The organism is Acinetobacter sp. P1(2023), assembly GCF_028367635.1.
Classification (GTDB): domain Bacteria; phylum Pseudomonadota; class Gammaproteobacteria; order Pseudomonadales; family Moraxellaceae; genus Acinetobacter; species Acinetobacter pittii_E.
The window spans coordinates 288,625-314,580 of the sequence record NZ_JAQNDD010000002.1 but is presented as its reverse complement, the minus strand read 5'-3'; the positions used below and the strand labels follow the sequence as shown (position 1 = coordinate 314,580).

Sequence of the window (25,956 nt, the reverse complement as noted above, 5' to 3'; positions counted from 1 at the left end):
CTATTTCTCATGTTAACGAATGTCCGAGAACAATGGTTCTCTAATGTCCGCGCAGATATTCTTTCCGGTCTTGTTGTGGGTCTTGCTTTAATTCCAGAAGCAATTGCATTTTCAATTATCGCAGGTGTAGATCCAAAAGTTGGCCTATACGCCTCTTTTTGTATTGCCGTCATTATTTCTTTTGTCGGCGGTCGTCCGGCTATGATTTCGGCTGCTACGGGTGCCATGGCTTTGGTTATGACAACGCTCGTAAAGGAACATGGACTTCAATATTTATTTGCTGCAACGGTATTAACCGGTTTCATACAAATTTTGGCTGGATATTTTAAACTTGCCAAACTCATGCGTTTTGTTTCCAAGTCAGTTGTTATTGGATTCGTTAATGCCCTAGCCATACTCATCTTTATGGCTCAATTACCAGAATTAATAAGCGTGACATGGCATGTCTACTTACTAGTAGCTATTGGTTTAGGAATTATTTATCTATTCCCCTATATTCCCAAAATTGGAAAATTCTTTCCATCTCCCCTTATCTGTATTGTGGCAGTCACACTACTCGCTATTTTCTTAGGCTTTGATGTTCGAACGGTTGGTGATATGGGTTCACTACCCGACACTTTACCGATATTTCTAATTCCCGATATTCCTTTTAATTTAGAAACACTTCTGATTATTCTTCCATATTCTTTAGCTCTTGCTGCCGTTGGTCTACTTGAATCAATGATGACGGCAACAATTGTTGATGAAATGACAGATACATTTAGTGATAAGTTTCAAGAGTGTAAAGGTCAAGGCATTGCCAATATTGCCTCAGGTTTTATGGGGGGTATGGCGGGTTGTGCCATGATTGGTCAATCAATGATTAATGTAAAATCGGGTGGCCGCACACGTTTATCCACTTTTTGTGCAGGTATATTCTTACTTATTCTCGTTGTATTTTTAAGTGATTGGTTAAAGGTTATTCCCATGGCCGCTCTGGTTGCCGTCATGATTATGGTATCGATTAGTACTTTTGAATGGAGCTCACTGACTCAATTTAAAAATAATCCTAAAAGTAGTAATGTCGTTATGATCGCTACAGTTATTGTGGTAGTTGCTACACATAACTTAGCGTTAGGTGTATTAACTGGGGTATTACTTTCAGCACTTTTCTTAGCAAATAAACTTGAAAATGATATTCGTATAGAAACTTCATTCGAAGATCAAGCTCGTCTATACGAATTAAGAGGTCAAATATTTTTCAGTTCATCTGAAAAATTTATGCAAAGTTTTAACTTTAAAGAAGATATTAAAGACGTCATTATTGATCTCACGCATTCTCATATTTGGGATGTGACTTCAGTTGCCATGCTAGATTCAGTAGTGAATAAATTTCAAAAGAATGGTATTAGGGTAACAGTTCGCGGTTTAAATGAAGCCAGCTCAATCATGATTGATAAATATGGTACTCATGCAAAAATTTAAGAAAGGTCCTTTGGGACCTTTTCTAATTTTACGCCATGCTTCTTATTAAGGAGATTTATATAGCAACCGGTTTGGACTTCCTGAAGGACTTTTTACCACATTAGTACTTGCTTGGTTTAAAAGATTGGTCGAAATGGTCTGAGGTGTTGCTGTAGGTGTACTTTGCAACATTTCAGCAACTACTCCAGCCACATGTGGCGTAGCCATTGAGGTTCCGTTTAAAACTTTAGTTGCTGTATTACTCCCAATCCAAGAAGAGTTAATCTGGCTTCCAGGTGCGAAAATATCAACACAACTTCCATAATTAGAATAACTGGCTCGAGTATCAGTATTATCTGTAGCAGCAACAGTAATCGCCTTACTTACTCTGGCAGGAGAAGAACTACACGCATCTGTATTAGAATTTCCTGCTGCCACAACCATTACATAACCATTATTAAATAAGTTTTCAACCGCACTATCTAAAGATGTACTCGCTCCACCCCCTAAAGACATATTCACGACAGCAGGCTTTTTACCATTTTTCAATATCCAATCTAAACCCGCAATTACGTTACTCGAAGCACCAGATCCATCACATCCTAAAATTCGTATCGGTACCAAACTTACATTCTTAGCAACACCATAAGTACTGCCTCCCACTGTTCCTGCAACATGAGTACCATGACCATTACAATCCGTTGTGCCATTTCCATCAGATATCGCGGTATAACCACTTAATACTCGTCCAGAGAACTGTTGATGTGTAGACAATATTCCTGTATCAACAATATAAGCTGTTGTACCTGAACCAGTCTGTAAGTATGAATAGGCTGAATTTAAAGGTAAGGTTTTCTGATCAATACGATCTAGTCCCCAATCTGGATTGCTTTGGGTAGTCGCATCAATTTTCATGATTGTGTCATTTTCTACTGAAAGGACATTTGGATTTTTTTTCATGGCTTCAACAAAAGCAGTACCAGCGGCCTCAGGTAGGTAAACAGCAAACCCCTTAAGTACAGTGTCATAAGTCTGCAATACTTTCCCACCATGTTGTTTAGCAATATTTTGTGCAAAATCGTTAGAAGCACCAGCGTCTTTATTGAGAATAACAATATATTGGTTTTTAATGATTCCTTTTGCTTGAGAAGAACTTAATACAGAATTTGTTGTAGCTGGTGCAGCATAAATTAAATGACTCACAGCTATTGTTAAAAGAAAATTCGAAACTTGGCAAAACTTCATAAAAAATCTCCATATCTTTTACTTCAGATATCGTTGTTATGATCAGTACAGTTTTTATATTGAGGGGTAAATTTTTTAGAAAGGAATTTTTATTATATTCTCCATGTATTATGACCAAGTCATATTTTCATAAAACTTGGGTACATGCAATGCTCTTATCTTTTTTCAATTAAAAGTGAGAACCAATTCAAATAAATTAATAAAGCAAAAATTTTAGATTAGTTAGTTATTTTACTCTTTTATCATTTAGATTAGGTAGGATGTATAATGTAAAAATATATAATCATTAAAAATAATATAAATGTAGAAATAATGAGATATGTGCCAGTCGTATTAAAGCTTTTTAAAAATTTCCAGATATCCATAAATAAAATATAAAACAGTACGTTATAGAAATTCTTGCAAATTTCAATATAGCCTTCAACTAAAAGAGATTTACATTTTTTTAAACTATAGGTGTTCAATGTCAAATACGTAAAGATATATTGCATAAATACTACTTACTTAAAGTGGCGTACAGTCCTTAAAATATTGCAGTTAAAATAAATACTAAAATTATTATAATCTATAATTATTTAATTCTAGTTTTGGTAGCTCAACCCTACATCCAGCTAAAGGATGTCTACAATTAAGGCTATATTCAATAAAACCATCTTTAATAAAGTAATTACAACAGTCATTTATAGTTATGATTGAATCAAATGTAGGTTTTTCCAAGTTATTATTAAAATCCCATTGGTTTCCATTGGAGAAAGGATGATGTACAGGAATATAATGAAGGTATCCGCAACCAGGACACATATGTTTATACATACCTCCTTCAAAATATTGTAATTTCATAAAGGCTCCTTTATAAATAGAAAAACCAACTCATAAGAGCCGAGTAAACCAATTACTTTAAAATACTATATATTATTTAACCATCTACTATAACTTTCTTTTTTATATTTAATTTACCGAAACTATATGACAAATTCATGAAGATTAAACAACTTATATTTCAATTAACTTATTAAACGACAATTCAATTTAAATAATAGAAATCTAATATAAAGTTATTTATTATTTAATTCAGTTCTATCTTATTAATTTATATTAATCATTAAATAGATATTAATCCATATCTAAGTACAAAACTTTGTCTACCTTATTGTTTTTAAAAATCAATAAAAAAGTCCGTATCTTGGGAAGCTACGGACTTGAAACTCAACTAAACAACAGCTAAACATTTTGCCGCTTAGTGAGAAAGCACTATCTTTTTAATCTAATTAAATTCTTTATTCCGGTCAATAAGAACATACCTTTTCTACAAAAAATACAGCAAGTTGTGAACTAACTCACATTTAGATCCTGATCGCTTAAGTTAATTATTTTATAAAATAATATTTTATATATTATTTTCAGTTATCTAGCTTAATATATATCTAAAATAATGCTCTAAAATCGTATAATGATTGATATGAGGTATAAGCTTAAAAGATATTAGATTCTGAGCTCCTCCTTTTTTAATTTCAAAATAATTTTGGCTTTGCCATTTCAACTCATCAAGTTCCAGTTCACCACATAAAATTGAACATGGAATAGTAATTCGATCGCTGTAATGAATAGGACTATATTTTAAAATATCTTCACTTGAAAGATTGAGAGCATGATTTAAATGGGTGCTTTGAATAGGTTCTAAATCATAAATTCCACTTAACAACACCATCTCAGAGATAATGGGATGGCCTAATGACAAAGCAGCTAGATGTGCCCCTGCTGAATGCCCAACCAAAATCACCTCGTCGGTTCGCCAGTCTTGCTCTCGAATAAAATCGAGAGCTTGATTAACTTGAGAAGTAATATCTGAAATTTTACTTTGTGGTGCCAGATCATATTCTAAAAGCACACACTGTGCGCCCTTGGCTAGAACATACGGTACGATAAATGCAAAATCTGACTTATCACACCATTGCCAATAGCCCCCATGAATAAAAATAACAGTCTTTTTAGCTTGCTCTAAAGGAAAGAAATCTAAAGTTGATCTTGGGTTCGGACCATACTGAATATCTGAGATATGGGTGAACTTTTGGTAGCTAAGTAAACTTGTCTGTTGAAATCCTGCCAATATTTCATGTTCATTCGCTACAGTTCTAGCATTGTCATATAGTCTCATAGGTGTCTCACTTTAATGATTCTTCATGAGCATTTAAAGCAAGCTTGGCTGATGATCGTTTTAAATAATAGAAAAACGTAAGCACAACAACTAATGGAATCCCAAATTGTAAAGTTGACTTGAACTCATTGGTAAACCATGTCGTGACGGTGATACTTAAAATTGCAATTAATCCCAACAGTGAAATTAACTGGCTCGCTGGAACCTTAAATTTTAATTTCTGCCCTTTCCGCGCCATATTTCTTCTAAAAAACATATGGGTAACAAAAATACTGCCCCAAGTGAACAACGCACCAAACATAGATAAAGCAATCATGATCGGGAAAGCAGAGCTCGGATTAATGGTATAAACAATACTCGCGATACCAATACCAACAGCTGACAATAACAATGCGTTAATTGGTACGCCATTGTGACTAATACGGCCGAATAGTTTTGGTGCATCACCTGCTCGTGACAAGCTAAATAGCATACGTGTCGAGATATACAGCATACTGTTCATGGCTGATAAGGCCGCAACAATTACAATAAAGTTTAAAATACTATCTGCATATGGAATACCTACAATTTTCATCACCATCACAAAAGGACTAGTCGCGTCTGCTCCAATTAAAGTTGTCCAAGGAACAAGTGCCACTATGAGAAATAAAGACAGTAAATAAAATAGGATTAAGCGAATCGCAGTACTTTTAAAAGCTTTCCTAACCGCTCTTTCCGGATCTTTAGCCTCACCCGCTGCTACGGCGATCATTTCAATACTTAAATAGCTAAATATTGAAATGATTACCCCAATCCAGACTCCACTCAAACCATGAGGGAAAAAGCCCCCATGCTCGGTTAAATTAGAAACAACCTGAACTGCTCCTCCATGACTTTGCGTCAAAATACCAATTGCTAAAAGAATAAATACAATAATTGCAAAGACTTTTATGGTCGAAAACCAATATTCAACCAATCCAAAAGCTTTAACGCTATATGCATTAACCACAAGTAACGTCAGAGAAAAAAACGCAATCCAGACCCAAGAACCTACCTCTGGAAACCATAATTTCATATAGTCAGCAACTGCTGTAATTTCTGTACCGACCGCTAAGACAATACATGCCCAATAACAATAACGGACTAAAAATCCCGCAAGTGGACTTACATAATGCTCAGCATATGCTCCAAATGAGCCTGATGTAGGGTGCTGAACCGTCATCTCAGCCAAACAAGCCATAATAGCAAATGCGATTAAGCCGCCAATGGCATAACTCACAATGACAGCGGGACCAGCAAAGCTGATTGCAAACTTGCTTCCCATGAACAGCCCTGTACCAATCGCTCCACCAATTGCAATCATTCCCATCTGTTTTGCAGATAATTTCTTATGTAAACCCGCTTCTCGATTTTGTATCTCATCAAAACTGCTCATAGGCCCTCCTAGCCATTCTTCTGCTATTAACCTTTAATGATCAGGTCACTTCGCTGCGCACTAGATAACGCTCATTTTTCCATTCACTATTCAGCATAATTTGCTTAAGTTGTTGTACAGCATTCCAGATATCTTCAAATCCCAAATATAAAGGTGTAATTCCGAAACGTAATACTTCTGGCTCTCGGTAATCCCCAATCACACCACGAGCAATAAGTGCCTGAATAATTTCATAACCAAACTCATGTCTATAACTGACATGGCTGCCGCGATATTTATGGTTTAAAGGAGTAATGAGTTCAAAGCCAAACTGAGTACATTCTTGTTGAACAAGTTGAATAAACAAATCAGTTAATTTGAGTGATTTCTCGCGTATTTGTTGCATATCAGCTTGTAAGAAAATATCGATACCACATTCAATTAGACTCATCGAAATGATAGGTTGAGTTCCACACAAATAACGACGAATGCTATTGGCTGGTTCATAGTGCTGAGCCATATCAAAAGGTTTTTTGTGCCCCCACCAGCCCGAGAGAGGTTGCCAGAACTGATCACGATGCTTTCGATTTACCCATAACAACGCAGGTGAACCCGGACCACCGTTTAAGTATTTGTAAGTACAACCAATCGCAAAATCACTGTTGCTTTGATTAAGATCCATAGGCACCGCACCAACCGAGTGACACAAATCCCAAATAATCAAAGCATCTTTAGCGTGAATTTGTTGATTAATAGACTCCATATCATAGAAATATCCGGTCCGATAATTCACATGAGAAAGAACAACCACAGCCACTTCTTTTGCCAAAACACGGGATAGATCATCTGCACCATCAATCAACTCAACTTGATAACCTTGATTAATCAAGTCTATAAAGCCTTCAATAATATAAATATCGGTTGGGAAGGCATCTTTTTCTGCAACAATAATTTTACGTTCCGGAAATTTTTCGGCTTGAATTTTTACCGCTGCCGATAAAACTTTAAATAAATTTAAGGTCGTTGAATCTGAAATAACCACTTCCCCTTTTTCAGCACCGATAAGCTGCGCGACTTTATCTCCGAGTCTAGTCGGTAGCCCCCACCAATCTGCTTTATTCCAACTATTAATGAGGTCCTCGCCCCACTCTTTAGCAATAATATGCTGAGCAACCTCTAATGATTTCTTTGGTCTTGCTCCCAAAGAATTCCCATCTAAATAAATGACGTTTTTTGGCAGTGTAAATTCATCTTTAAACTTTTTGAGTTCATCTTCCTGGTCCCAATAGAGGCATTGTTCTTGAGTAATCATTTGTTATTTCACCTATTTTCAACATTTCCTTTGTTTTTGAATTTTATCACGCCAATTCTTACGATTTATTCGATAATATTTGATTAAAATTTGCTATTTTCGTATAAAATTCGAATTAAAATTAAAAACCATGGATGAAATTCGAAAATGAATGTAGATGCGATTGATCTTAAAATTTTAAAATATTTGCAAGATAACGCTCGGTTAAGTAACCAAGAACTGGCCGATCTCGTTAACCTTTCGGCTTCAGCATGTCATCGACGAGTTAAAATTTTAGAAAGCAATGGTGTAATTGAAAAATATCAAGCCAAAGTTAACTATGAAAAATTAGGAATAAAAATTGAGGCAATTGTCGAAATAAAACTTGCACAGCTAACTGAAAATGATCACAACTTCTTTTTAAGTCAGATCAAAAATTTTGATGAAGTCATTAATGCATATATTATTACGGGTGAGTCTAATTATGTTTTACACGTTGCGACCAAAGATTTAAGTTCTTTTTCTCATTTTGTTATTAACACCTTAAATAAAATTAAAGGTGTAGTCAGCATCAATTCTAAGATCATTTTACAGAAGATTGTGCAAAAACCACTTTGATTTTCCTGATTTTTATTAAATAACTCTCTCATGATCGAAACTCAGCGTTTGATTCTAAGATAGTGGAAAGAGATTGTGAATCTTTTATAAAATGGGTTTAGATGAAGTTGTTATGCAATTTTTCCCCAATCTTTTAATGCCCCTTCTCAAGCTGTAATGGAGCGGAGAGGAAGGCAAATATTAAAAACTTTGCTCATCCAAGGTTCCTCTCCATCACTAATTAAAAGTATAAGTCTTATGTGAAATTACGAGCTCTTCATTTAATTTTTGATTTTTAAATTCAAAATTTTAAGTTATTAATAAATATTTCTTACTCATCAAAATCATAGCCAACACAGGTGGAGCATTCCCAATATTCATGAATTTTAGTCGCGATATCTTCTTTCTCCATTGTTGTGAGTACATAAAAGAGCTTAGCCTCTTTATTTTTTCTTAATATTAATAAGTTGTAATAATCATACTCAGGGCCATTAAGCCCTAATGTTGGCTGTGATTCACAGTGCTTTTCTGCTTTGTAGTGCCATTCAAGCTTATAAGTATCAAGGCCATCAGCGGCATTAATTACAATACCGTCATTGGCTCCGCCAATAAATCCAATTTTCATTGCTTTCTCTAAATTCTTATTAGGGGTAATTTTAAATATAACTTTAAACAAGTATGCTTCAATTTATAAAATGTATGTCAATACGTATCCTATGTAAGTAAAATTAGCCATAAATATAAATGACACATAAAACTTCTAAATTCTGAAACTTTGTTCAACTAGTTTTATTCCATACACGAAAATTTTCTACTAAAAGTATTTATTATTTTTTTGTTTTGCAAAATTACAGGCTATAATTTTCAAATCATTTATCCTCCCTACCCATCACATTAATTTAATCTAAACAACTTTTGAAAAAATTAATGAGTGGAGTTTTAAATTAATTTTTTATATCCCAAGCTTCTTTAATTTATGATTTTAAAAAGGATATATGGTAGATGTGTCTTAAAAATTTTGCTTTGAATGGTTTTGGAGATATTTAAAATATGTCTAAAATCGTAATGTTTGACATGGATGGAACTTTATTAGATCTCGCTTTTGATGATTTCATTTGGAATGAATGTCTTCCTAAGCGACATGCAGAGATACATCAACTTTCACTTGGTGAGAGCCAGAAAACACTCTATCAGTTCTATCAATCACATAATCATACACTTGTTTGGTATTCATCAGCTTATTGGACTAAAACCGTAGGCGTTGATGTACTCAAATTACAGCAAGAGTTTCAGACCAAAATTCAAGCTCGTTCCGGCTGTACTGAGCTTCTACAACAACTGAAAGCCCAAGGATATAGTTGTTGGTTAGTTACAAATGCTGATCGCGCAAGCTTACGGTTAAAGCTCAATAATATTGCAATTGAACACTTCTTTGACGTAATCGTATCGAGTGAACAAATTGGTTATGCAAAAGAAGACATTTATTTTTGGCAAGAGCTCCAAAAATTGCACTCTTTTGATCCGGACTCAACAATTTTTATTGATGATACAGCTCCTGTACTAAAAACAGCTGAAAAATTTGGTATCAAGCACTTGTTTACTATCTTACAGCCCTCAAGTCTAAAGGATGTAAGAAAGCATGAGGATTTAGAGTATAAAGCGCTAGATCGACTTACAGAATTACTGTCTATATTGAATCAAATTGATAGAAAGGATAATGATGTCAAAATTGCTTGAAAACGATGCTGTAGAGACCATGCGTGTCGACAAATGGTTATGGGCTGCTCGTTTTTTTAAAACTCGTTCAATTGCTAAAGCAGCGATCGAAGGAGGTAAAGTACATCACAATAATGAGCGTGTAAAAGTTTCAAAAGAAATTCGTGTCGGAATGGAACTTATAATTCAACAAGGTTTTGATAAAAAAACCGTTGTCGTAAAAGCGCTTTCGAATACACGAGGTCCAGCGCCAGTTGCCCAGCAACTTTATGAAGAAACAGAAGTAAGTATTGCTAGACGGGAGTTGATTGCATCCCAACGAAAATTGCATAATCTTGCTCGACCTGAACATAGACCGAGTAAAAAGGATCGTCGTCAGATTAATCGCTTTAAACAGGAGAATGATCAACACTGGTCATATAGTGATGAATAAAAACGTCGAGTTGTGTCGCACACACACAGACAACACATAGAAGCTATAGAAAAAATCTGTCACTATTAGCCCTGTGAAACAAGTTGAGATTCAATGCATCCACTTGGGTTAAACGTGATGAACTTAGAGTATTGAGGTTTTTGAGATGGATGAGAATAAAAGCAAAGCATTACAAGCCGCGCTAAGTCAAATTGAAAAACAATTTGGCAAAAATACGGTGATGCGTCTCGGTGACAACACTGTTCAAGCTGTTGAAGCTGTATCTACAGGTTCTTTGACTTTAGATATTGCATTGGGGATTGGCGGTTTACCAAAAGGTCGTATCGTTGAGATTTATGGTCCAGAATCTTCTGGTAAAACCACAATGACTCTACAAGCGATTGCGCAATGTCAAAAAGCTGGTGGTACTTGTGCATTTATCGATGCAGAGCATGCATTAGATCCACAATATGCACGTAAACTCGGTGTGGACATTGATAATCTACTTGTATCACAGCCTGACAACGGTGAACAAGCTCTTGAAATTGCAGATATGCTAGTTCGCTCTGGCGCAATTGATTTAATCGTTGTCGACTCAGTTGCTGCACTTACTCCTAAAGCAGAAATTGAAGGCGAAATGGGCGACTCTCACATGGGTTTACAAGCTCGTTTAATGAGTCAGGCACTACGTAAAATTACGGGTAATGCTAAACGCTCAAACTGTATGGTTATTTTCATTAACCAGATCCGTATGAAAATTGGTGTAATGTTTGGTAGCCCTGAGACTACGACGGGTGGTAACGCATTGAAGTTCTATGCTTCTGTACGTTTAGATATCCGCCGTATTGGTCAAGTCAAAGAAGGTGATGAAATCATCGGCTCTGAAACTCGAGTTAAAGTTGTTAAAAACAAAATGGCTCCTCCTTTCAAAGAAGCTATTTTCCAAATCCTATACGGTAAAGGTACAAACCAGCTTGGCGAACTTGTAGATTTAGCTGTACAACAAGATATCGTGCAAAAAGCAGGTGCTTGGTATTCGTATCAAGGCAATAAAATTGGTCAAGGTAAAAACAACGTTATCCGCCACTTTGAAGAAAACCCTCAAATGGCTGGAGAGATTGAAAAAGTTATCCGTGAACAACTATTAACTACGGGTACTAATGGCGCTGTACAGGTAGAAGAGGAAGAAGAAGATCTTCTATTAGAATCTTAATCAGTATCGCTCATTAGTCTTAAAAACGCCCTTCGGGGCGTTTTTTATAAGGAAACCTAATATGTTCAAAAGATCAGAAGAACAGTCTCAACAACGTGCTTTGCTTACAGGTCAGCGTTTGCGCTCCTATGCTTTCGCGCTATTGACTCGTCGAGATTATTCAAAAGCAGAACTTACCGAAAAATTAAATCGTTATGCACAAAACTCAGAAGAGGTTAAGCAACTTGTTGAAGAGTTATCTGAACAAAACTATCAAAGTGACCAACGCGTTGCAGAACTGACATTGGCTAGCCAAATTCGAAAAGGTAAAGGCCCAAAACGTATTAAACAAGCGTTAAAAACAAAACAAATCGAAAATGATTTAATTGCAGATGAAATTCATAACATTGATTGGGTAGAACAGGCTTATCAGCTTAAAGTGAAGAAGTTTGGTGAAGAAGTAGAAAAAGATCCTAAACTTAAAGCAAAACAAATGAGATTTTTACAATATAGAGGATTTGATTTAGATGTAATTATTAAAGCAATCCAACGGAAAGTGGATTAAGTAATGGTGGCAGCCCCACTAGCAAAACTTCGGCACATCATAGATCTGCTACCGTTGCTACCTTCCGGTCCTGGCGGGGTTCACAGAGTACAATTGCGAAGCCACCAGCGGGGCTACCATTGCAAAACAGAGTATAGAGATTTTTAAAAGAGTTGCAAGCCCTCTTCACATTTTTAAGCAAGTTTATGTTTCAATTGATTAATTCATCAGCAAAAATACATAAATTTCTAGAATTTCTAATCTTATATTCTTTCTTGATACTTATTTTTAATAAAATATGCTTGAAGATTGTAAACTATTCTTGCATTTATACTGTTAGCTGTTTTAATTGCAATGATCAATTAAAACCTTAGATAGCTAGCGTGAATAGTTTATATATTCCCTTCTCAAGTTGGCTTTTACATAAAATTATGGACCTATACTCATGCGATTGATGAAGCATTCTTTATTATTTATTGCCTTAATGAGCACTACTTCTCTCTATGCCAATATTCCAATTGAATCGCGCGGTTTAAGCCAAAGTGGCGGCAGCTCAACCACTACTGCATCTAGCAATTCTTCAGTTCCTAGTAATTTAAATTGGGAATTGATGCAAAAAAATCAACAATTAGAAAGTGATATACGCACTCTACGTGGACAATTAGAAGAACAATCCAACGATATTGAACAATTGAAAAAAGATTTAGCTAATCGCTATACTGATTTAGATCAACGTCTAGAGTTACTTAATCAAAAAGTAGATCCGGAAAGTGCAACGCCAGACAATACCGCAAATAGTGATGCTACAACTGCGGGAAACACAGAAACCCCACCTACTGACAATAAAGCATTAAATAGTACAGCTTCTACAAATCAAGTTACCCCTTCCTCCCCAACTCAAGTAACGCAACCTGTTCCCTCATCGCCTGTACAAAATCAATCAAACCCTGTAGAACTTGAAAAAGCAGCTTATACAGTCGCTTTAGATGCCTATAAACAAGGTGGAGCAAAAAAAGCGATTGCTCCAATGCAAAACTTTATCAAAAATCATCCTAATAGCGTCTATACAGGGAATGCCTACTTTTGGTTAGCCGAGTTTAATTTAGCTACTGATCCAGTAAATTATAATGAAGCTAAAAAGAACTATAATGTAGTCGCTACGCAATACCCAAATTCTAGTAAAGCTCCTCGTGCCCTTTACCAACTCTACAGTATTGCCAAAGATGTCGATAAAAATACTGTTTCAGCAAATCAATATAAAGTTAAGATCTTAAGTCAGTATCCAAAATCTGAAGAAGCCAAATTTTTTAATAAATAAAAGTTTTGAAGAAAAAAAGACACCGCTTATTGCGGTGTCTTTTTTATGATATCTTGGCTTAACGCACAATACCACGTTCTGACTGTTCAACAGAGTCAATTAACAATTGAGCTTCTGGAACATTCGGAAGGATATCATTTTTAATCTGCTCAACCGCTTGAACAGATGTCAGGCCAGATTTAAAAATCAATTTATAAGCCTCTCTAAGACCTTGAATTGTATTTTTAGACCAACCCTTTCGGCGCATACCCTCAATATTGATACCAAATGCATGTGCTGGATTACCAGACGCCATAACATAAGCCGGCACATCTTTTAAGATTAAAGATGCTCCCCCAACCATACTGTAAGAATCAATTTTACAGAATTGATGAATCCCAGAATTACCACCAATAATGACATGATCACCAATATGTACGTGTCCAGCAACACCGACATTATTTGCGAAAATATTATGATCACCAACAACACAATCATGTGCAATATGCGTATTAACCATCAATAAGTTATGACTACCTATTTTAGTTAAAGCATTATCTTGTACAGTTCCTCTATGTAAACTGCAATGCTCACGAATTAAATTATGATCTCCAATCTCTAACCAAGTTTCTTCCCCTTGGTATTTCAAGTCTTGGCAAACTTCACCAACACTTGCGAATTGAAAAATCTCATTATTTTGACCAATTTTGGTAAAACCACCCACTACAACATGTGAATGTAATTTAGTACCAGCACCAATTGTCACATTTGGACCAATAATACAATAAGGTCCTATTTGGACATCTGGGGCAATCACTGCAGATGGATCAATAATGGCCGTAGAATGAATTAAATCGTGATTGCTCATGCCTGCTCTGTTTTTTGGTGTGAAATCATAATTTCAGCGGTTGTTGCTACAATACCGTCAACGGTAGCCGTACAGTTATATTTGTAGATACCGCGTTTTTGCATTACTAATTCAGATTTTAATACAAGTTGGTCGCCCGCAACTACTTGTTTTTTAAATCTAACCTTTTCTGCACCAGCAAAGAGGAATAAAGAACCTGGTTTTGGCGTCTCATTGTTCATAATGAAACCTAGAACGCCTGAAACTTGAGCTAATGCTTCTACAATTAATACACCCGGCATAATTGGATATTCAGGGAAATGTCCTTGCAAGAACTCTTCATTGATAGAAACATTTTTATAACCAACAATACTGTTGTCAGTTACTTCAGTCACACGATCAACCAATAAGAATGGGTAACGATGCGGCAAATATTGACGAATCGTTTGAATCTGCATTGGTAATTCAGGGATGGCAAATTTAGGTGTAGTTGACTCGGTCATAATATTCTATTTACGCAAATTAAAAGTTGATTCAAGAGACTCTATTTGAGCTTGTATATGATCAAGTCGTTTAGTGATTTGGGTCAATGGCACATCTGCTAATTGTCGCAAGCGTACAATCGTCTTTTTCCAATGACTATTTTCAAATAATCCAATTCCTGAAGAATAGGTACCAGCTTCAGAAATATTTTTTGTGACCATTGACATTCCTGTTAAAGTCACATTATCAGTGATTGAAAGGTGACCAGACACACCACAGGCGCCTGCAAGAATACAGTTTTTGCCAATTTTAGTGCTTCCTGCAATTCCACATTTAGCAGCAATAGCAGTATTTGAACCAATATGAACGTTATGTGCAATTTGCACAAGGTTATCAATAATTACCCCATCTTCCAAAATTGTATTATCTAAAGCACCCCGATCAATACTACAATTTGAACCAATGCGGACATCATTACCAATAATAACTGAACCTAATTGTGCAATACGATTCCATTTACCTTGATATGGTGCAAAGCCGAAACCTTCACTACCAATTACGGTACTTGCATGAACTCGAACGCGGTCAAGTAATTTAGCTCCACCGGTAATAGTGACATGAGAATCAATAAAACAATCCTTTCCAATTTCCACATTATCATCCAGACGAGTATGAGACTGAATAATCGTGTTATCTCCTACTACACAATTTTCACCAATTACAACATAATGGCCAATATATGCATTTTCAGAAATAATTGCAGATGGATGAATTTGAGCAGTACTTTCAATACCTATTGATGTGATCTTTTTATCAAAAGCATGGGTAAGGATGGCAAAAGCTAAATAAGGATTATCAACAATAATAAAATTTTGTTTATCAGTAAGCCGTTCTTTAATTGAGTTTGTAACAATGTACGCACCCGCACGGCTAGCTTTTGCTTGATCAATATACTTTTCGCCATTCACGAAAGTAATATGACAAGGTTCAGCATTTTCTAAACTTGCTAAGTTTATAAATTGGAGATTACCCGTACCAACTAACTCACCATTAACTAGGTGAGCTAGTTCATCTAAACGATAATGTTGCACTTTCATTAATTTATTTCATTGAATTAACCTTTTGTATCATTTTATCAGTTAAATCATATTTAGCGTCATAGGCAACGGTCGAATTTTTATTCAAAATGAAGTCAAGATTATTTTCTTTTCGTAATTGTTCAGCAGCTTGCTTCACACGGCTCTCAAAAGTTGAGTTCATTCCTTGCAAACTAGTTTGAACTTTAGACTGCAACCCTTGTTGAGTTGAATTAAATTCATTTAATTTTGACTGATATTGAGTTTGAAGCTTTTTAATATCATCTTCTTTCATTTTTTGCCCTTGAGTTTGGGCTTGACGCTGAAGACCTTCTAGCTCTTTACCCAACTGCTCAAGGCGAGTAGTCGTTGGTTTAACGGATTGATTTAAACTTGCATTTTGTTGTTTTAAATAAGTACTGCTTTCAACAACTTTAGCAAGATCAATCACGCCATAACCAGCGGCATTCGTCATAGCAGAAACTGTAAGGCCTAACCCTAACATTAATATATTTAATTTTTTCATCTTAATTTGTGTCCTTATTTGATTGTTTAGTCAAGTCGTACTTAGAAAGTACGACCGATTTCAAACTGAATCTCTTTAGTTTCATCACCAGGCTTATCATTTAACGGGAATGCATAGCTAAGAGATAATGGCCCAATCATGGTAATCCATGTGAAGCCTACACCTACGCTATAACGCATATTGCCTAAATCAAAACCATAATTATCTTCACAGTATTTTTTAGCATTTGGAATTTCTTGGCCATTCATACGCATAGAATAGGAACCAACGTCACACTTAGTATCAAATACCTGACCACCTTCAGCAAAAAGAACTGGACGCACCTGACGAGTCCAATCTCCTTTGAAAGGTAACGGTAAAGCAAGCTCTGTACCAAATTGAACTAAAGCATTACCACCGACTTCTTCTGGAGAAGAATCATTTTTACCTTCTTCTTGTAAATTTACACTGGCATACTTAGGACCCAAGGTACTGTTATCATAACCACGAACAGAACCGTAACCACCCGCATAGAAGTTTTTATAGAACGGCAAATCATTACCATAGCCAAGCTTACCATAACCACGTAATACAAAGCCTGAATTACTAATTGGCCAGAATGCCTGAGCATCATACGTTACTTTTTGGTATTCAACATCACTACCAGGCAAACCAATTTCAAGGCCAACTCGATGTGACATCCCAGAAGTTGGGAAAATTGGTCTATTTAAGGTATTATATGACCAACCTAAATTCAGGTTATAAGTAAAGAACTCACCCTCAAAAGCATTGTCATAACTGGTAAGACCTAACTCATTATTCTTCGAATCTACACATTTAGTAGCAAGATCATAACCTTCTGGCTTAGTAGTTGGAGGCGCGACTCCATTTGCTTTATCAATATCAGCTTGAGACTTATAATTTCCTGAACAGAACTCCCCCTTACCAGTTGACTTTCCACCATTTTTTAATAAGTAATCACGCACATAAGTTGATACAAACGCACCCGTAGTTACTTTGGTGTTATCAATACCAACCGAAGCACTTAAACTTTGATTTTCATCAATTGGATAACCAAAACTTAAACTACCACCAAAACTATCGGTAACATAGTTATTAACGTTATAGTCATCATTTAACTTTGTTTTACGGTAATAAACATTATAGCCGCGGCTTACCCCATCAATCGTAAAGTAAGGATCAGTTACACTTAAGTTATAGTAATCTTGAGTTTCAGAACGAGATAAATCGATCGAAACGCGGTTACCTGTTCCCATAAAGTTAGTTTGACTTAAACCGGCTTGGAACGTGATACCACCACTTTGTGAGTAACCTACAGCTAAGGTTGTAGTTCCCGAGTGTTGTTCTTCAACATTTACGTTTAAGTCCACCTGATCCGGTGAATTCGGGATACGAGCTGGTTTAATATCAACTGTTTTGAAGAATCCTGTACGCTCTAAACGTACTTTAGATAAATCAATTTTTTCATTACTCGCTAAAGCGCCTTCCATTTGACGCATTTCACGACGCAATACTTCATCGGCAGTTTTACTGTTACCTGTAAAATTAATACGACGTACAGTAACTTGCTGACCTGGGTTTACATAGTAATTTAAGTCAACAACACCCGTTTCATTATTAATTTGCGGAACAACGTTCACATCAGCAAAGTAATAACCAGCATTACCATATTTACGCAATAACAATTGCTTAACAGCATTTACTTTTTCTTGTGAATAAGTATCGCCATCTTTATAAATTTTTAAAGCTTGCAGTTCTTCAGGTTTATAAAGTGCATCACCTAAAAACTTGGTTTGACCAAATTTGAACTGACTACCTTCCTCTACAGCAACTTCAATAAAGATATTCTTTTTATCTTCACTAATATTAAGCTGTGAGTTATTGATATGAAAATTGATATAACCTTTATTCAGATACATCGCACGCAAAGCTTCAAGACTTGCTGCCATTTTCTCTCTAGCATAACGGTCATTACGAGTTACAACTGAAGCCCAGCCACTTTCTTTAACTGCGAAAGCTTGTTTAATTTCACTGTCTTTAAAAACAGTATTACCAATGATATTAATATTAAAAACTTTAGCTGCCGTACCTTCATTAAAATTTAATTTAAGTTCAACACGGTTATTTGGACGAGCAATAGTATCAATAGTTACATCAGCATCATAACGGCCTTGCTGAGTATATTGCTGCTCTAATTCAGTTTCAATTGTTTGTAAAGCTGACTTCTTAAAAACTTCGCCTTCAGCAATGCCCATTTTTTTGAGGCCTTGCTCTAAAGCCTCTTTAGGAATAAGTTTGTTACCCTTAAATTCGAGTTTTGAAATAATTGGGCGCTCTACGACATTAAAAACTAAAGTGTCGTTGTCTCTTGAGGCTTTAATATCGTCAAAAAGTCCAGTGGCATACAATGTTCGAATTGCTTCTGCGATCATCGGTTCATTAACGCGATCGCCACTGTTGATTGGCAACATGGTAGAAACATTTGCAGGAGTAAGACGAACCAATCCATCTATACGAATATCTCGAACAACGAAATCATCAGCTGCATATGCTTGTTGTACCGCTGCCATAGCGCTAACAAGTGCCAAAGGCATTAAAAAATGTGTGTGCCGCATGCCAGTTTTTTCCAGTAAGTTATAAATCCATATACGTTTACAAACGCATAAAATCGTTAAATAAAGCTAAAAGCATCATACTACCGAGCAGTACCATACCAATTTTTAGACCAAACATTTGTATTTGTTCAGAAACAGGCTTACCGCGAATAGCCTCAATAATGTAATAAACAAGATGTCCACCATCTAGCATTGGAATTGGCAATAAATTTAAAATTCCAAGACTTACACTCATTAAAGCCATAAATGAGATGAAAGTCTGCCATCCCATTTCTGCACTTTGTCCCGCTACTTTCGCGATTGTAATTGGTCCAGAAAGATTCTCTAAACCAATTAAACCCTTAACCATTTTTACTATCGAACTCAATATCATGCTAGAGATTTGGCCAGTCTTATCTAACGACATCTCGAAAGCTTGTATTGGAGTATATTGAATTGTTTGCTTATATTCGTCAGGAATTGTAATTTTTCCTGCATCACTTTTTACGCCTAAAACCCCGCTCACTTGTCCCATGTTGTCACGCTTTCCTTGAGGCATGACTTGCAAATGAACGAGTTGACCATTACGCAACACATCAATACTGAGCAATTTTTCTGGTGAGTGTTGTACAACTTCTACCACATCAAACCAGTCTTTCATCGCTTGACCATTAATAGATACAATACGATCACCGACTTTCATTCCTTGTCGAATTGCTGCTCCATCTGCAGTCAACTCAGTTACAACAGCTGGAATAACAGGACGATATGGTAAAAAGCCTAATACATCTAAAGCTGACTCATTCTGATTTTTTAAAAAATCTTTAATCGGCAAAACAATATTTTTTTCAGCTCCTGCACGATCTACATCAAGATTTAGGCTACCAGTTTCACCCACACGGTCAATCAAAGCAAAGTTAAGTTTTTCCCAAGTTTGCGTTTCCTTTCCGTCAACAGCGATAATCTTGTCACCTACTTGCAGTTGGGCAGTTGCTGCTGGCGAGTTTGGTATAACTTTACCTACTCTCGTATTTAGTTGTTCTTGTGCTGGTAAAAATAGAATCCAGAAAAGTAAAACAGCAAAAATCAAATTAATTAAAGGTCCGGCCGCAACAATTGCTATACGTTTCCAAGGTTTTTGACGGTTAAACGCATAAGGTAAATCTTGCTCTGCAACATTACCTTCTCGCTCATCGAGCATTTTTACGTAACCGCCTAAAGGTAAAGCTGAAAGTTGATATTTAATTCCAGATTTTTTTGATGTCCATTTGAGTAATGTTGGACCAAAACCAATTGAATATACTAAAACCTTAACGCCAAGTTTTCGCGCCACCCAATAATGACCGAACTCATGAATTGCAATTAATGGACCGAGCAAGAGAGCTGCTGCTGCAATCATAAATAATGCGCTCATTTCAGCCTCCTATACTTGATATATACTGCTGTGCTACATGTCGCGCTACTTCATCTTTATTTAAAATAGACTCGATATTATCAGCAACTGAGTTTTCCAATTTTTGCAAAGTATGCTCTACCACTTGTGGGATATTTGTAAATCCAATCTGTTCCTTTAAAAATGCAGCGACAGCAATCTCATTTGCAGCATTTAAAATAGTAGGTGCCAACCCTCCTGCACGCATTGCCTGTCGTGCCAAGTCAAGTGCAGGAAATTTCTGAATATCCGGTGCCTGAAAATTAAGTTGAGAATACTCAAATAAATCTAAAGCAGGAACGCTAGTCTGTAAACGCTCTGGCCATGCTAATGCATGAGCAATCGGAGTACACATATCTGGATTACCCATTTGCGCTAATGTTGAACCATCAACATATTGCACCATAGAATGAATAATACTTTGTGGATGAACAACAACTGTAACAAAATGTTCAGATATTGAAAACAAATGACATGCCTCAATTAACTCCAACCCTTTATTCATAAGAGTAGCTGAGTCAACTGAGATTTTCTGCCCCATAGACCAATTCGGATGCTTACAGGCTTGCTGTGGGGTAACTTTTTCTAGTTGTTCTAACGAATGATTTAGAAATGGGCCACCTGAAGCGGTCAATAAGATTCTTGATACGCCCTGTTGCGGCTGTCCATTTCTTTCAGCCTCTAAATAATTATGAGGTAATGATTGGAAAATAGCGTTATGTTCTGAATCTACAGGTAATAATAATGCCTGATGATCACGTGCTGCTTGCATCATGATTTCACCAGACATTACCAAAGCTTCTTTGTTAGCTAGCAAAACGCGTTTACCAGCTTTTACAGCCGCTAATGTTGGCAATAAACCCGCTGCACCAACAATCGCAGCCATAACCACATCAACATCAGGGTGAGATGCGATACTTACCAACCCTTCCTGATCAGTCAAAATCTCAATATTTCGTAATTCATTTTCTACAAATAAAGCTGCTAATTCATCAACTTTTTGCTTTGGAACAACTACAACTTTTGGTTGGAATTGTTTACATATATCAACCAATTCAGAAATTCGACTATGAGCCGAAACTGCAAATACTGAATACTTATCAGGATGTTGATTTAAAATTTTTAAGGTACTTTGCCCAATGGAACCGGTTACACCCAATATGCAAACAGATTGTGTCATTTATAAATCTACACCAATAAGTTTTAATATATACATTCCCGTTGCAAAAATCGGGGCTGCAGCAAGTAAAGAATCAATACGATCTAAGACACCACCATGACCAGGTAACACACGTCCAGAATCTTTTATACCAGCACGTCGTTTAATCATTGACTCAAATAAATCACCCAAAACTGAACCAAATACTGTAATGAGTGACAATATAAGAAATAGAATTTGCTGGATTAAAGTTAAATTTAAATAATTATATTGCACAACCAACATAACCAATATAGTGGTGATAATACCACCATATAACCCTTCTACTGATTTGTTCGGACTTACGGTTGGAGCTAACTTTCTTTTACCAAATTTACGACCAACAAAATAAGCACCACTATCTGCGCCCCACACAAGCAAGAACAGATACATTAACCACCATGGTGAACTTTGCCACACGACAAAAATTGAAGTTACTGCAGCACAGACTAAAATTATGCCAATTACATACAAAGTCGCGTTATACCAACCATCAAATTCAGGAAAAGACTTGACCCAATAAACGCTTACAAGCCAAGTCAAAATTGAGGCAGACCACAACAATAAGGCAATATCATGGAAAAATAAGGCAACACCTGAAACGAATGCAACAAGCAGACCGTAGCACCAAGCTTTAGGCTTTACAGCATTTACAGTTTCACGAGGCATTAATTTATACCATTCATACCCCGCAACCCCTGCTGCTACAATCATAAGAACCAACATTGGATAATGTGATTGCGTAGCAAACATACAGCCTAAAACAACTGCGACAAGTACCAATGCGGTAACAATCCGCTCTAACATTATAAGTTCTCTATTTTCTCTTGCTGAATTTGTTCAGATGTTTTGCCAAAACGACGCTCACGCCCTGAAAAAACATTCAATGCATGATCGAATTCTTGTACTGTAAATTCTGGCCATAAAGTATCAGTAAAATACAGCTCCGCATACGCTGCTTGCCATAACAAAAAGTTAGATATGCGATAATCTCCGCCTGTACGGATCAATAAGTCCACAGCTGGCAGATCGTTTAGACTGACATATTTTTCGAACAAATCAACATTTATTTGATCAGCACCAAATTCACCACGAGAAACTGCTTCAGCAACTTGTTTTGCTGCATTTGCAATATCCCACATCCCACCATAGCTCACGGCAATAGTTAAGGTCATAGTGTTATGATGTGCTGTTTGTTGCTCTGCATCTTCCATTAAGGCAACTAAGTGTGAAGGTAATCGAGAACGATCACCGATAAAACGCAAAGCAATATTGAATTTCTTCATGCGAGGTATTTGCTCATGAATAGTTTCTTCAAGAAGCTTCATAAGCAGATCGACTTCAAATTGTGGTCGATTCCAATTTTCGCTTGAAAATGCAAAAACCGTTAAAGCACGAATACCCGTTTTTTTACAATGTTCAACGATAGGATCAAGAACATTTTTACCCTCTCGATGTCCATCGCCTTTTTGCATTTGATTTTTTTTTGCAAAGCGGTTGTTGCCATCCATGATGATGGCAACATGCTTAGGAAGATGATACTCTTCTGAATCGGTCATAAAATTTAGACCTTCATCAATTCTGCTTCTTTCGCTGCAAGACGTTTGTCTACTTCTGCAACATATTTATCTGTAATTTTCTGAATATCCTCACCTGCACGGCGCTCATCATCTTCAGAAATTTCTTTTTCTTTCAATAACGCTTTAATATCACCTAACACATCACGGCGAATATTACGAATCGCAACTTTTGCATTTTCAGCTTCACTACGTGCAACTTTTTGCATGTCACGACGTGTTTCTTCAGTTAATGCAGGTAAAGGGACACGAATTGAATCTGCCGTAATCGGGTTTAAACCAAGATCGCTTTCACGGATTGCCTTATCAATAGCAGATACCATAGTACGCTCAAATGGTTGAACAACAAGTGTACGAGAATCTTCAATACCTACGTTTGCTACTTGATTTAAAGGCACATCAGAACCGTAGTAAGGAACCATCACACCATTTAAAATTGATGGGTGTGCACGGCCGGTACGAACTTTAGCAAACCCTTGTTCCAAAGAATCAAGAGTTTTTAACATACGCTGTTCGCTGTCTTTTTTCAGATCGTTAATCATATGATCTACCTTACTTATTTATTCAAGAATGTATTTAACAAATTTAATTTAGCGCTAGTATAAAGAGCTTTCAACAACACGTACATTATTTAGTAACGCGTGTACCCTCTTTTTCACCCATTACTACTGACAATAGCGCACCTGATTTATTCATATCAAAAACTTGTAGCGGCACATTATGGTCACGACATAAACAAATAGCTGTCAAATCCATAACACCAAGCTTTTCATCTAATACCTGATCAAAAGTTAAATGATCGTATTTAACTGCGTCTTCGTATTTACTTGGATCTTTATTATATACGCCATCTACTTTGGTTGCTTTTAGAATTAAATTCGCTTCAATTTCAATTCCGCGCAAGCATGCTGCTGTATCAGTTGTAAAGAATGGATTTCCTGTACCAGCAACAAAAACACAAACTTCGCCCTGACTCAAATGACGAATCGCATCACGACTTGAATAAGATTCTACAACTGTGCCAATTGGCAATGCAGACATAAGACGAGTTCTGATATTACGGCGAACCAATGCATCACGCATAGCCAAACCGTTCATTACAGTTGCAAGCATCCCCATTTGATCGCCAGTAACACGACCAACTAAGCCATCTTTTTGCAACTGACTGCCACGATACAAGTTACCGCCACCAACAACGATACCCACTTGCACGCCCAAACCAACTAAGTGAGCAATTGAAAGGGACATTTGATCAAGAACTTGGGCATCAATACCCATATCTTTATTACCTGACAATGCCTCACCAGATAGTTTTAATAAAATGCGTGAATAACGGGGGCTAATTGTTTCCGCCATGAGTTTGCTCCAAAACCTCTTAAACTGAATGCTTTTTGAATCGTTATCGATTAGACCGACTTAATTTTAATTAACTTTGCAAATAAATCGTATTCATCCGCATCGGTGATTTCGACTTCCAACATATCGCCTGGTTGAATAGTGCTCTTATCGATATCTTCTACAAAGACATTACCGTCAATTTCCGGAGCATCCGCATAAGAACGTGCAACAGCAACAGGATATTCATCTTCCAAACTATCGACTAATACAGTCATCGTTTGACCAATACGTTTTTGCAACTTGGCAGCAGAAATTTGTTGCTGCACTTGCATAAAGCGCTCGTAACGCTCTTGCTTAATTTCTTCAGGCACATGATCGGGTAAATCATTTGCCGTAGCGCCTTCTACTGGTGAGTAGGTAAAGCAGCCTACACGATCAAGTTCAGCTTCAACTAACCAATCGAGTAATATTTGAAAATCTTCTTCAGTTTCGCCAGGGAATCCCACCACAAATGTAGAGCGAATCACAAGTTCAGGACATTTTTCACGCCACAATTTAATTTTTTCTAGTGTATTTTCACTGTGAGCCGGACGCTTCATTAACTTAAGAATGCGCGGGCTTGCATGTTGGAATGGAATATCAAGATAAGGCAGGATTTTACCTTGTGCCATTAAGTCAATAACTGCATCGACATGTGGATATGGATAAACATAATGTAAGCGCACCCAGATGCCAAGTTGGCCTAGTGCTTCACACATATCAAAGAATTTTGTTTTAACAGGTTGGCCATTCCAGAAATCAAGCTTATATTTGGTATCTACACCATAAGCTGATGTGTCTTGAGAAATAACCAAAATTTCTTTAACACCTGCTCTTTTAAGCGCAGCAGCTTCCTCCAGTACACTTCCGACTGGACGAGAAACAAGATCGCCACGCATACTTGGAATAATACAGAAGGTACAACGATGGTTACAGCCTTCAGATATTTTTAAGTAAGCATAATGTTTAGGTGTTAAACGAATTCCTTGTTCAGGAACTAAATCAACAAACGGGTTATGTTTAGGCGGTGCTGGCACATATTCATGCACAGCTTCCATCACATCTTGATAAGCTGCTGCACCAGTAACCTTTAAAACGTTTGGATGCATTTGACGAATTTTATCTTCGTCTTTACCTAAGCATCCAGTAACGATTACTCGACCATTTTCATTCATGGCCTCGCCAATTGCATCTAGCGACTCTTGTACCGCAGATTCAATAAAACCACAGGTATTAACAACTACTAAATCAGCACCATCATAATCTGATGCAACTTGATAACCTTCAGTCTTTAACTGAGTTAAAATTCGTTCAGAATCTACCAATGCCTTAGGACAACCTAAAGAAACAAAACCGACTTTGGGGGTCTTCATGAATCTGCGCTCCACTTGAATGCGCGTATTGTATGTCTTTTCTTGCCTCAAGCATAGGTGGAAAGCCTACTCTTTGTGTAATGCACCAAAATACGACCAACATTTGCACCAAAACTCACCTTTGCACCAAGTTGGTTCATGTTATTATCTATTTTTAAGCCATCAGTTTTGATCAATAGATATAAAGA

The 25,956-nt window shown here is 36.6% G+C and carries 25 protein-coding genes and 1 other RNA gene; 7 read left to right on the top strand and 19 right to left on the bottom strand.

All coding sequences use genetic code 11. The features are described 5' to 3' along the window. Positions 1-9 precede the first annotated feature (9 nt). Complete coding sequence (locus POD11_RS04575; RefSeq protein WP_262456555.1) at positions 10-1,464, top strand: SulP family inorganic anion transporter; 1,455 nt, start codon at positions 10-12, stop codon at positions 1,462-1,464. A gap of 45 nt (positions 1,465-1,509) precedes the next feature. Here the strand turns inward: POD11_RS04575 and POD11_RS04570 are convergent, their stop codons facing one another. From POD11_RS04570 to kynU, 5 genes are all read right to left on the bottom strand, one after another. Then, positions 1,510-2,688, bottom strand: a complete 1,179-nt coding sequence (locus POD11_RS04570; protein WP_262456554.1) for a S8 family peptidase — start codon at positions 2,686-2,688, stop codon at positions 1,510-1,512. A gap of 558 nt (positions 2,689-3,246) precedes the next feature. After that, positions 3,247-3,528 carry a DUF6527 family protein gene (locus POD11_RS04565; RefSeq protein ID WP_262456553.1) on the bottom strand — a complete coding sequence of 94 codons (282 nt, stop codon included), beginning with the start codon at positions 3,526-3,528 and terminating at the stop codon, positions 3,247-3,249. 568 nt (positions 3,529-4,096) lie between these two features. Then, positions 4,097-4,843, bottom strand: coding sequence for an alpha/beta hydrolase (locus POD11_RS04560; protein WP_262456552.1), 747 nt, complete (start codon positions 4,841-4,843; stop codon positions 4,097-4,099). 7 nt (positions 4,844-4,850) lie between these two features. Then, a complete protein-coding gene (locus POD11_RS04555; RefSeq protein WP_262445299.1) occupies positions 4,851-6,257 on the bottom strand; it encodes an amino acid permease in 1,407 nt (468 codons plus the stop codon). A 40-nt stretch (positions 6,258-6,297) separates the two neighbouring features. Continuing rightward, on the bottom strand, positions 6,298-7,548 hold the full coding sequence (gene kynU / locus POD11_RS04550) for a kynureninase (protein ID WP_262456551.1): 1,251 nt from the start codon (positions 7,546-7,548) through the stop codon (positions 6,298-6,300). Between the two features lie 147 nt (positions 7,549-7,695). Here kynU and gigD point away from each other — a divergent pair, with 147 nt between their 5' ends. Continuing rightward, complete coding sequence (gene gigD, locus POD11_RS04545; protein ID WP_004791887.1) at positions 7,696-8,145, top strand: Lrp/AsnC family transcriptional regulator GigD; 450 nt, start codon at positions 7,696-7,698, stop codon at positions 8,143-8,145. A 310-nt stretch (positions 8,146-8,455) separates the two neighbouring features. On the opposite strand, the gene POD11_RS04540 is transcribed toward gigD, so the two are convergent. Beyond that, positions 8,456-8,749 carry a hypothetical protein gene (locus POD11_RS04540; protein WP_224991569.1) on the bottom strand — a complete coding sequence of 98 codons (294 nt, stop codon included), beginning with the start codon at positions 8,747-8,749 and terminating at the stop codon, positions 8,456-8,458. A gap of 425 nt (positions 8,750-9,174) precedes the next feature. Between POD11_RS04540 and POD11_RS04535 the strand changes: the two genes are divergently transcribed. The 4 genes from POD11_RS04535 (at position 9,175) to POD11_RS04520 (ending at position 12,009) form a co-directional block, all read left to right on the top strand. Beyond that, entirely contained in the window at positions 9,175-9,861 is a 687-nt protein-coding gene (locus tag POD11_RS04535; RefSeq protein ID WP_262456550.1) for an HAD-IA family hydrolase, read from the top strand. Next, entirely contained in the window at positions 9,845-10,273 is a 429-nt protein-coding gene (locus POD11_RS04530) for an RNA-binding S4 domain-containing protein (protein WP_239967855.1), read from the top strand. The genes POD11_RS04535 and POD11_RS04530 overlap by 17 nt, the downstream gene beginning before the upstream one ends. 145 nt (positions 10,274-10,418) lie before the next feature. Continuing rightward, positions 10,419-11,465, top strand: a complete 1,047-nt coding sequence (gene recA, locus POD11_RS04525) for a recombinase RecA (protein WP_016140739.1) — start codon at positions 10,419-10,421, stop codon at positions 11,463-11,465. Positions 11,466-11,526: 61 nt separating this feature from the next. Then, positions 11,527-12,009, top strand: coding sequence for a regulatory protein RecX (locus tag POD11_RS04520; RefSeq protein WP_262456549.1), 483 nt, complete (start codon positions 11,527-11,529; stop codon positions 12,007-12,009). 13 nt (positions 12,010-12,022) lie between these two features. On the opposite strand, the gene ffs is transcribed toward POD11_RS04520, so the two are convergent. Then, positions 12,023-12,119, bottom strand: an RNA gene (gene ffs, locus POD11_RS04515) — signal recognition particle sRNA small type. 314 nt (positions 12,120-12,433) lie between these two features. Here ffs and POD11_RS04510 point away from each other — a divergent pair. Further along, positions 12,434-13,306 (top strand): YbgF trimerization domain-containing protein, encoded by an 873-nt coding sequence (locus tag POD11_RS04510; RefSeq protein WP_262456548.1) that lies wholly within the window; start codon positions 12,434-12,436, stop codon positions 13,304-13,306. A gap of 58 nt (positions 13,307-13,364) precedes the next feature. On the opposite strand, the gene lpxA is transcribed toward POD11_RS04510, so the two are convergent. The 12 genes from lpxA to rimO all read right to left on the bottom strand — a co-directional run bounded on the left by lpxA (position 13,365) and on the right by rimO (position 25,768). Beyond that, the gene (gene lpxA, locus POD11_RS04505) at positions 13,365-14,153 is read right to left on the bottom strand and encodes an acyl-ACP--UDP-N-acetylglucosamine O-acyltransferase (RefSeq protein ID WP_016140736.1); all 789 of its coding nucleotides are present in this window, start codon (positions 14,151-14,153) and stop codon (positions 13,365-13,367) included. Continuing rightward, positions 14,150-14,635, bottom strand: a complete 486-nt coding sequence (gene fabZ / locus POD11_RS04500) for a 3-hydroxyacyl-ACP dehydratase FabZ (protein WP_002115603.1) — start codon at positions 14,633-14,635, stop codon at positions 14,150-14,152. The genes lpxA and fabZ overlap by 4 nt, the downstream gene beginning before the upstream one ends. 6 nt (positions 14,636-14,641) lie before the next feature. After that, positions 14,642-15,712: a UDP-3-O-(3-hydroxymyristoyl)glucosamine N-acyltransferase gene (gene lpxD / locus POD11_RS04495; protein WP_239967859.1), complete on the bottom strand. Its 1,071-nt coding sequence runs from the start codon at positions 15,710-15,712 to the stop codon at positions 14,642-14,644. Positions 15,713-15,716: 4 nt separating this feature from the next. Further along, positions 15,717-16,217, bottom strand: a complete 501-nt coding sequence (locus POD11_RS04490; RefSeq protein WP_014206985.1) for an OmpH family outer membrane protein — start codon at positions 16,215-16,217, stop codon at positions 15,717-15,719. Positions 16,218-16,258: 41 nt separating this feature from the next. After that, positions 16,259-18,832 (bottom strand): outer membrane protein assembly factor BamA, encoded by a 2,574-nt coding sequence (gene bamA, locus POD11_RS04485; protein WP_016140734.1) that lies wholly within the window; start codon positions 18,830-18,832, stop codon positions 16,259-16,261. A 37-nt stretch (positions 18,833-18,869) separates the two neighbouring features. Beyond that, positions 18,870-20,225, bottom strand: a complete 1,356-nt coding sequence (gene rseP, locus POD11_RS04480) for an RIP metalloprotease RseP (RefSeq protein WP_032053961.1) — start codon at positions 20,223-20,225, stop codon at positions 18,870-18,872. Between the two features lies 1 nt (position 20,226). Further along, complete coding sequence (ispC, locus tag POD11_RS04475) at positions 20,227-21,423, bottom strand: 1-deoxy-D-xylulose-5-phosphate reductoisomerase (protein WP_262456547.1); 1,197 nt, start codon at positions 21,421-21,423, stop codon at positions 20,227-20,229. Beyond that, positions 21,424-22,248, bottom strand: coding sequence for a phosphatidate cytidylyltransferase (locus tag POD11_RS04470; RefSeq protein WP_016140731.1), 825 nt, complete (start codon positions 22,246-22,248; stop codon positions 21,424-21,426). Further along, a complete protein-coding gene (uppS, locus tag POD11_RS04465; RefSeq protein ID WP_002115643.1) occupies positions 22,248-23,000 on the bottom strand; it encodes a polyprenyl diphosphate synthase in 753 nt (250 codons plus the stop codon). Before uppS ends, POD11_RS04470 begins: the two co-directional genes overlap by 1 nt. A 5-nt stretch (positions 23,001-23,005) precedes the next feature. Then, a complete protein-coding gene (frr, locus tag POD11_RS04460; protein WP_016140729.1) occupies positions 23,006-23,560 on the bottom strand; it encodes a ribosome recycling factor in 555 nt (184 codons plus the stop codon). Between the two features lie 85 nt (positions 23,561-23,645). Continuing rightward, positions 23,646-24,374: a UMP kinase gene (pyrH, locus tag POD11_RS04455; protein WP_000852257.1), complete on the bottom strand. Its 729-nt coding sequence runs from the start codon at positions 24,372-24,374 to the stop codon at positions 23,646-23,648. Positions 24,375-24,424: 50 nt separating this feature from the next. Beyond that, a complete protein-coding gene (gene rimO, locus POD11_RS04450; protein ID WP_239967869.1) occupies positions 24,425-25,768 on the bottom strand; it encodes a 30S ribosomal protein S12 methylthiotransferase RimO in 1,344 nt (447 codons plus the stop codon). Positions 25,769-25,956 lie beyond the last annotated feature (188 nt).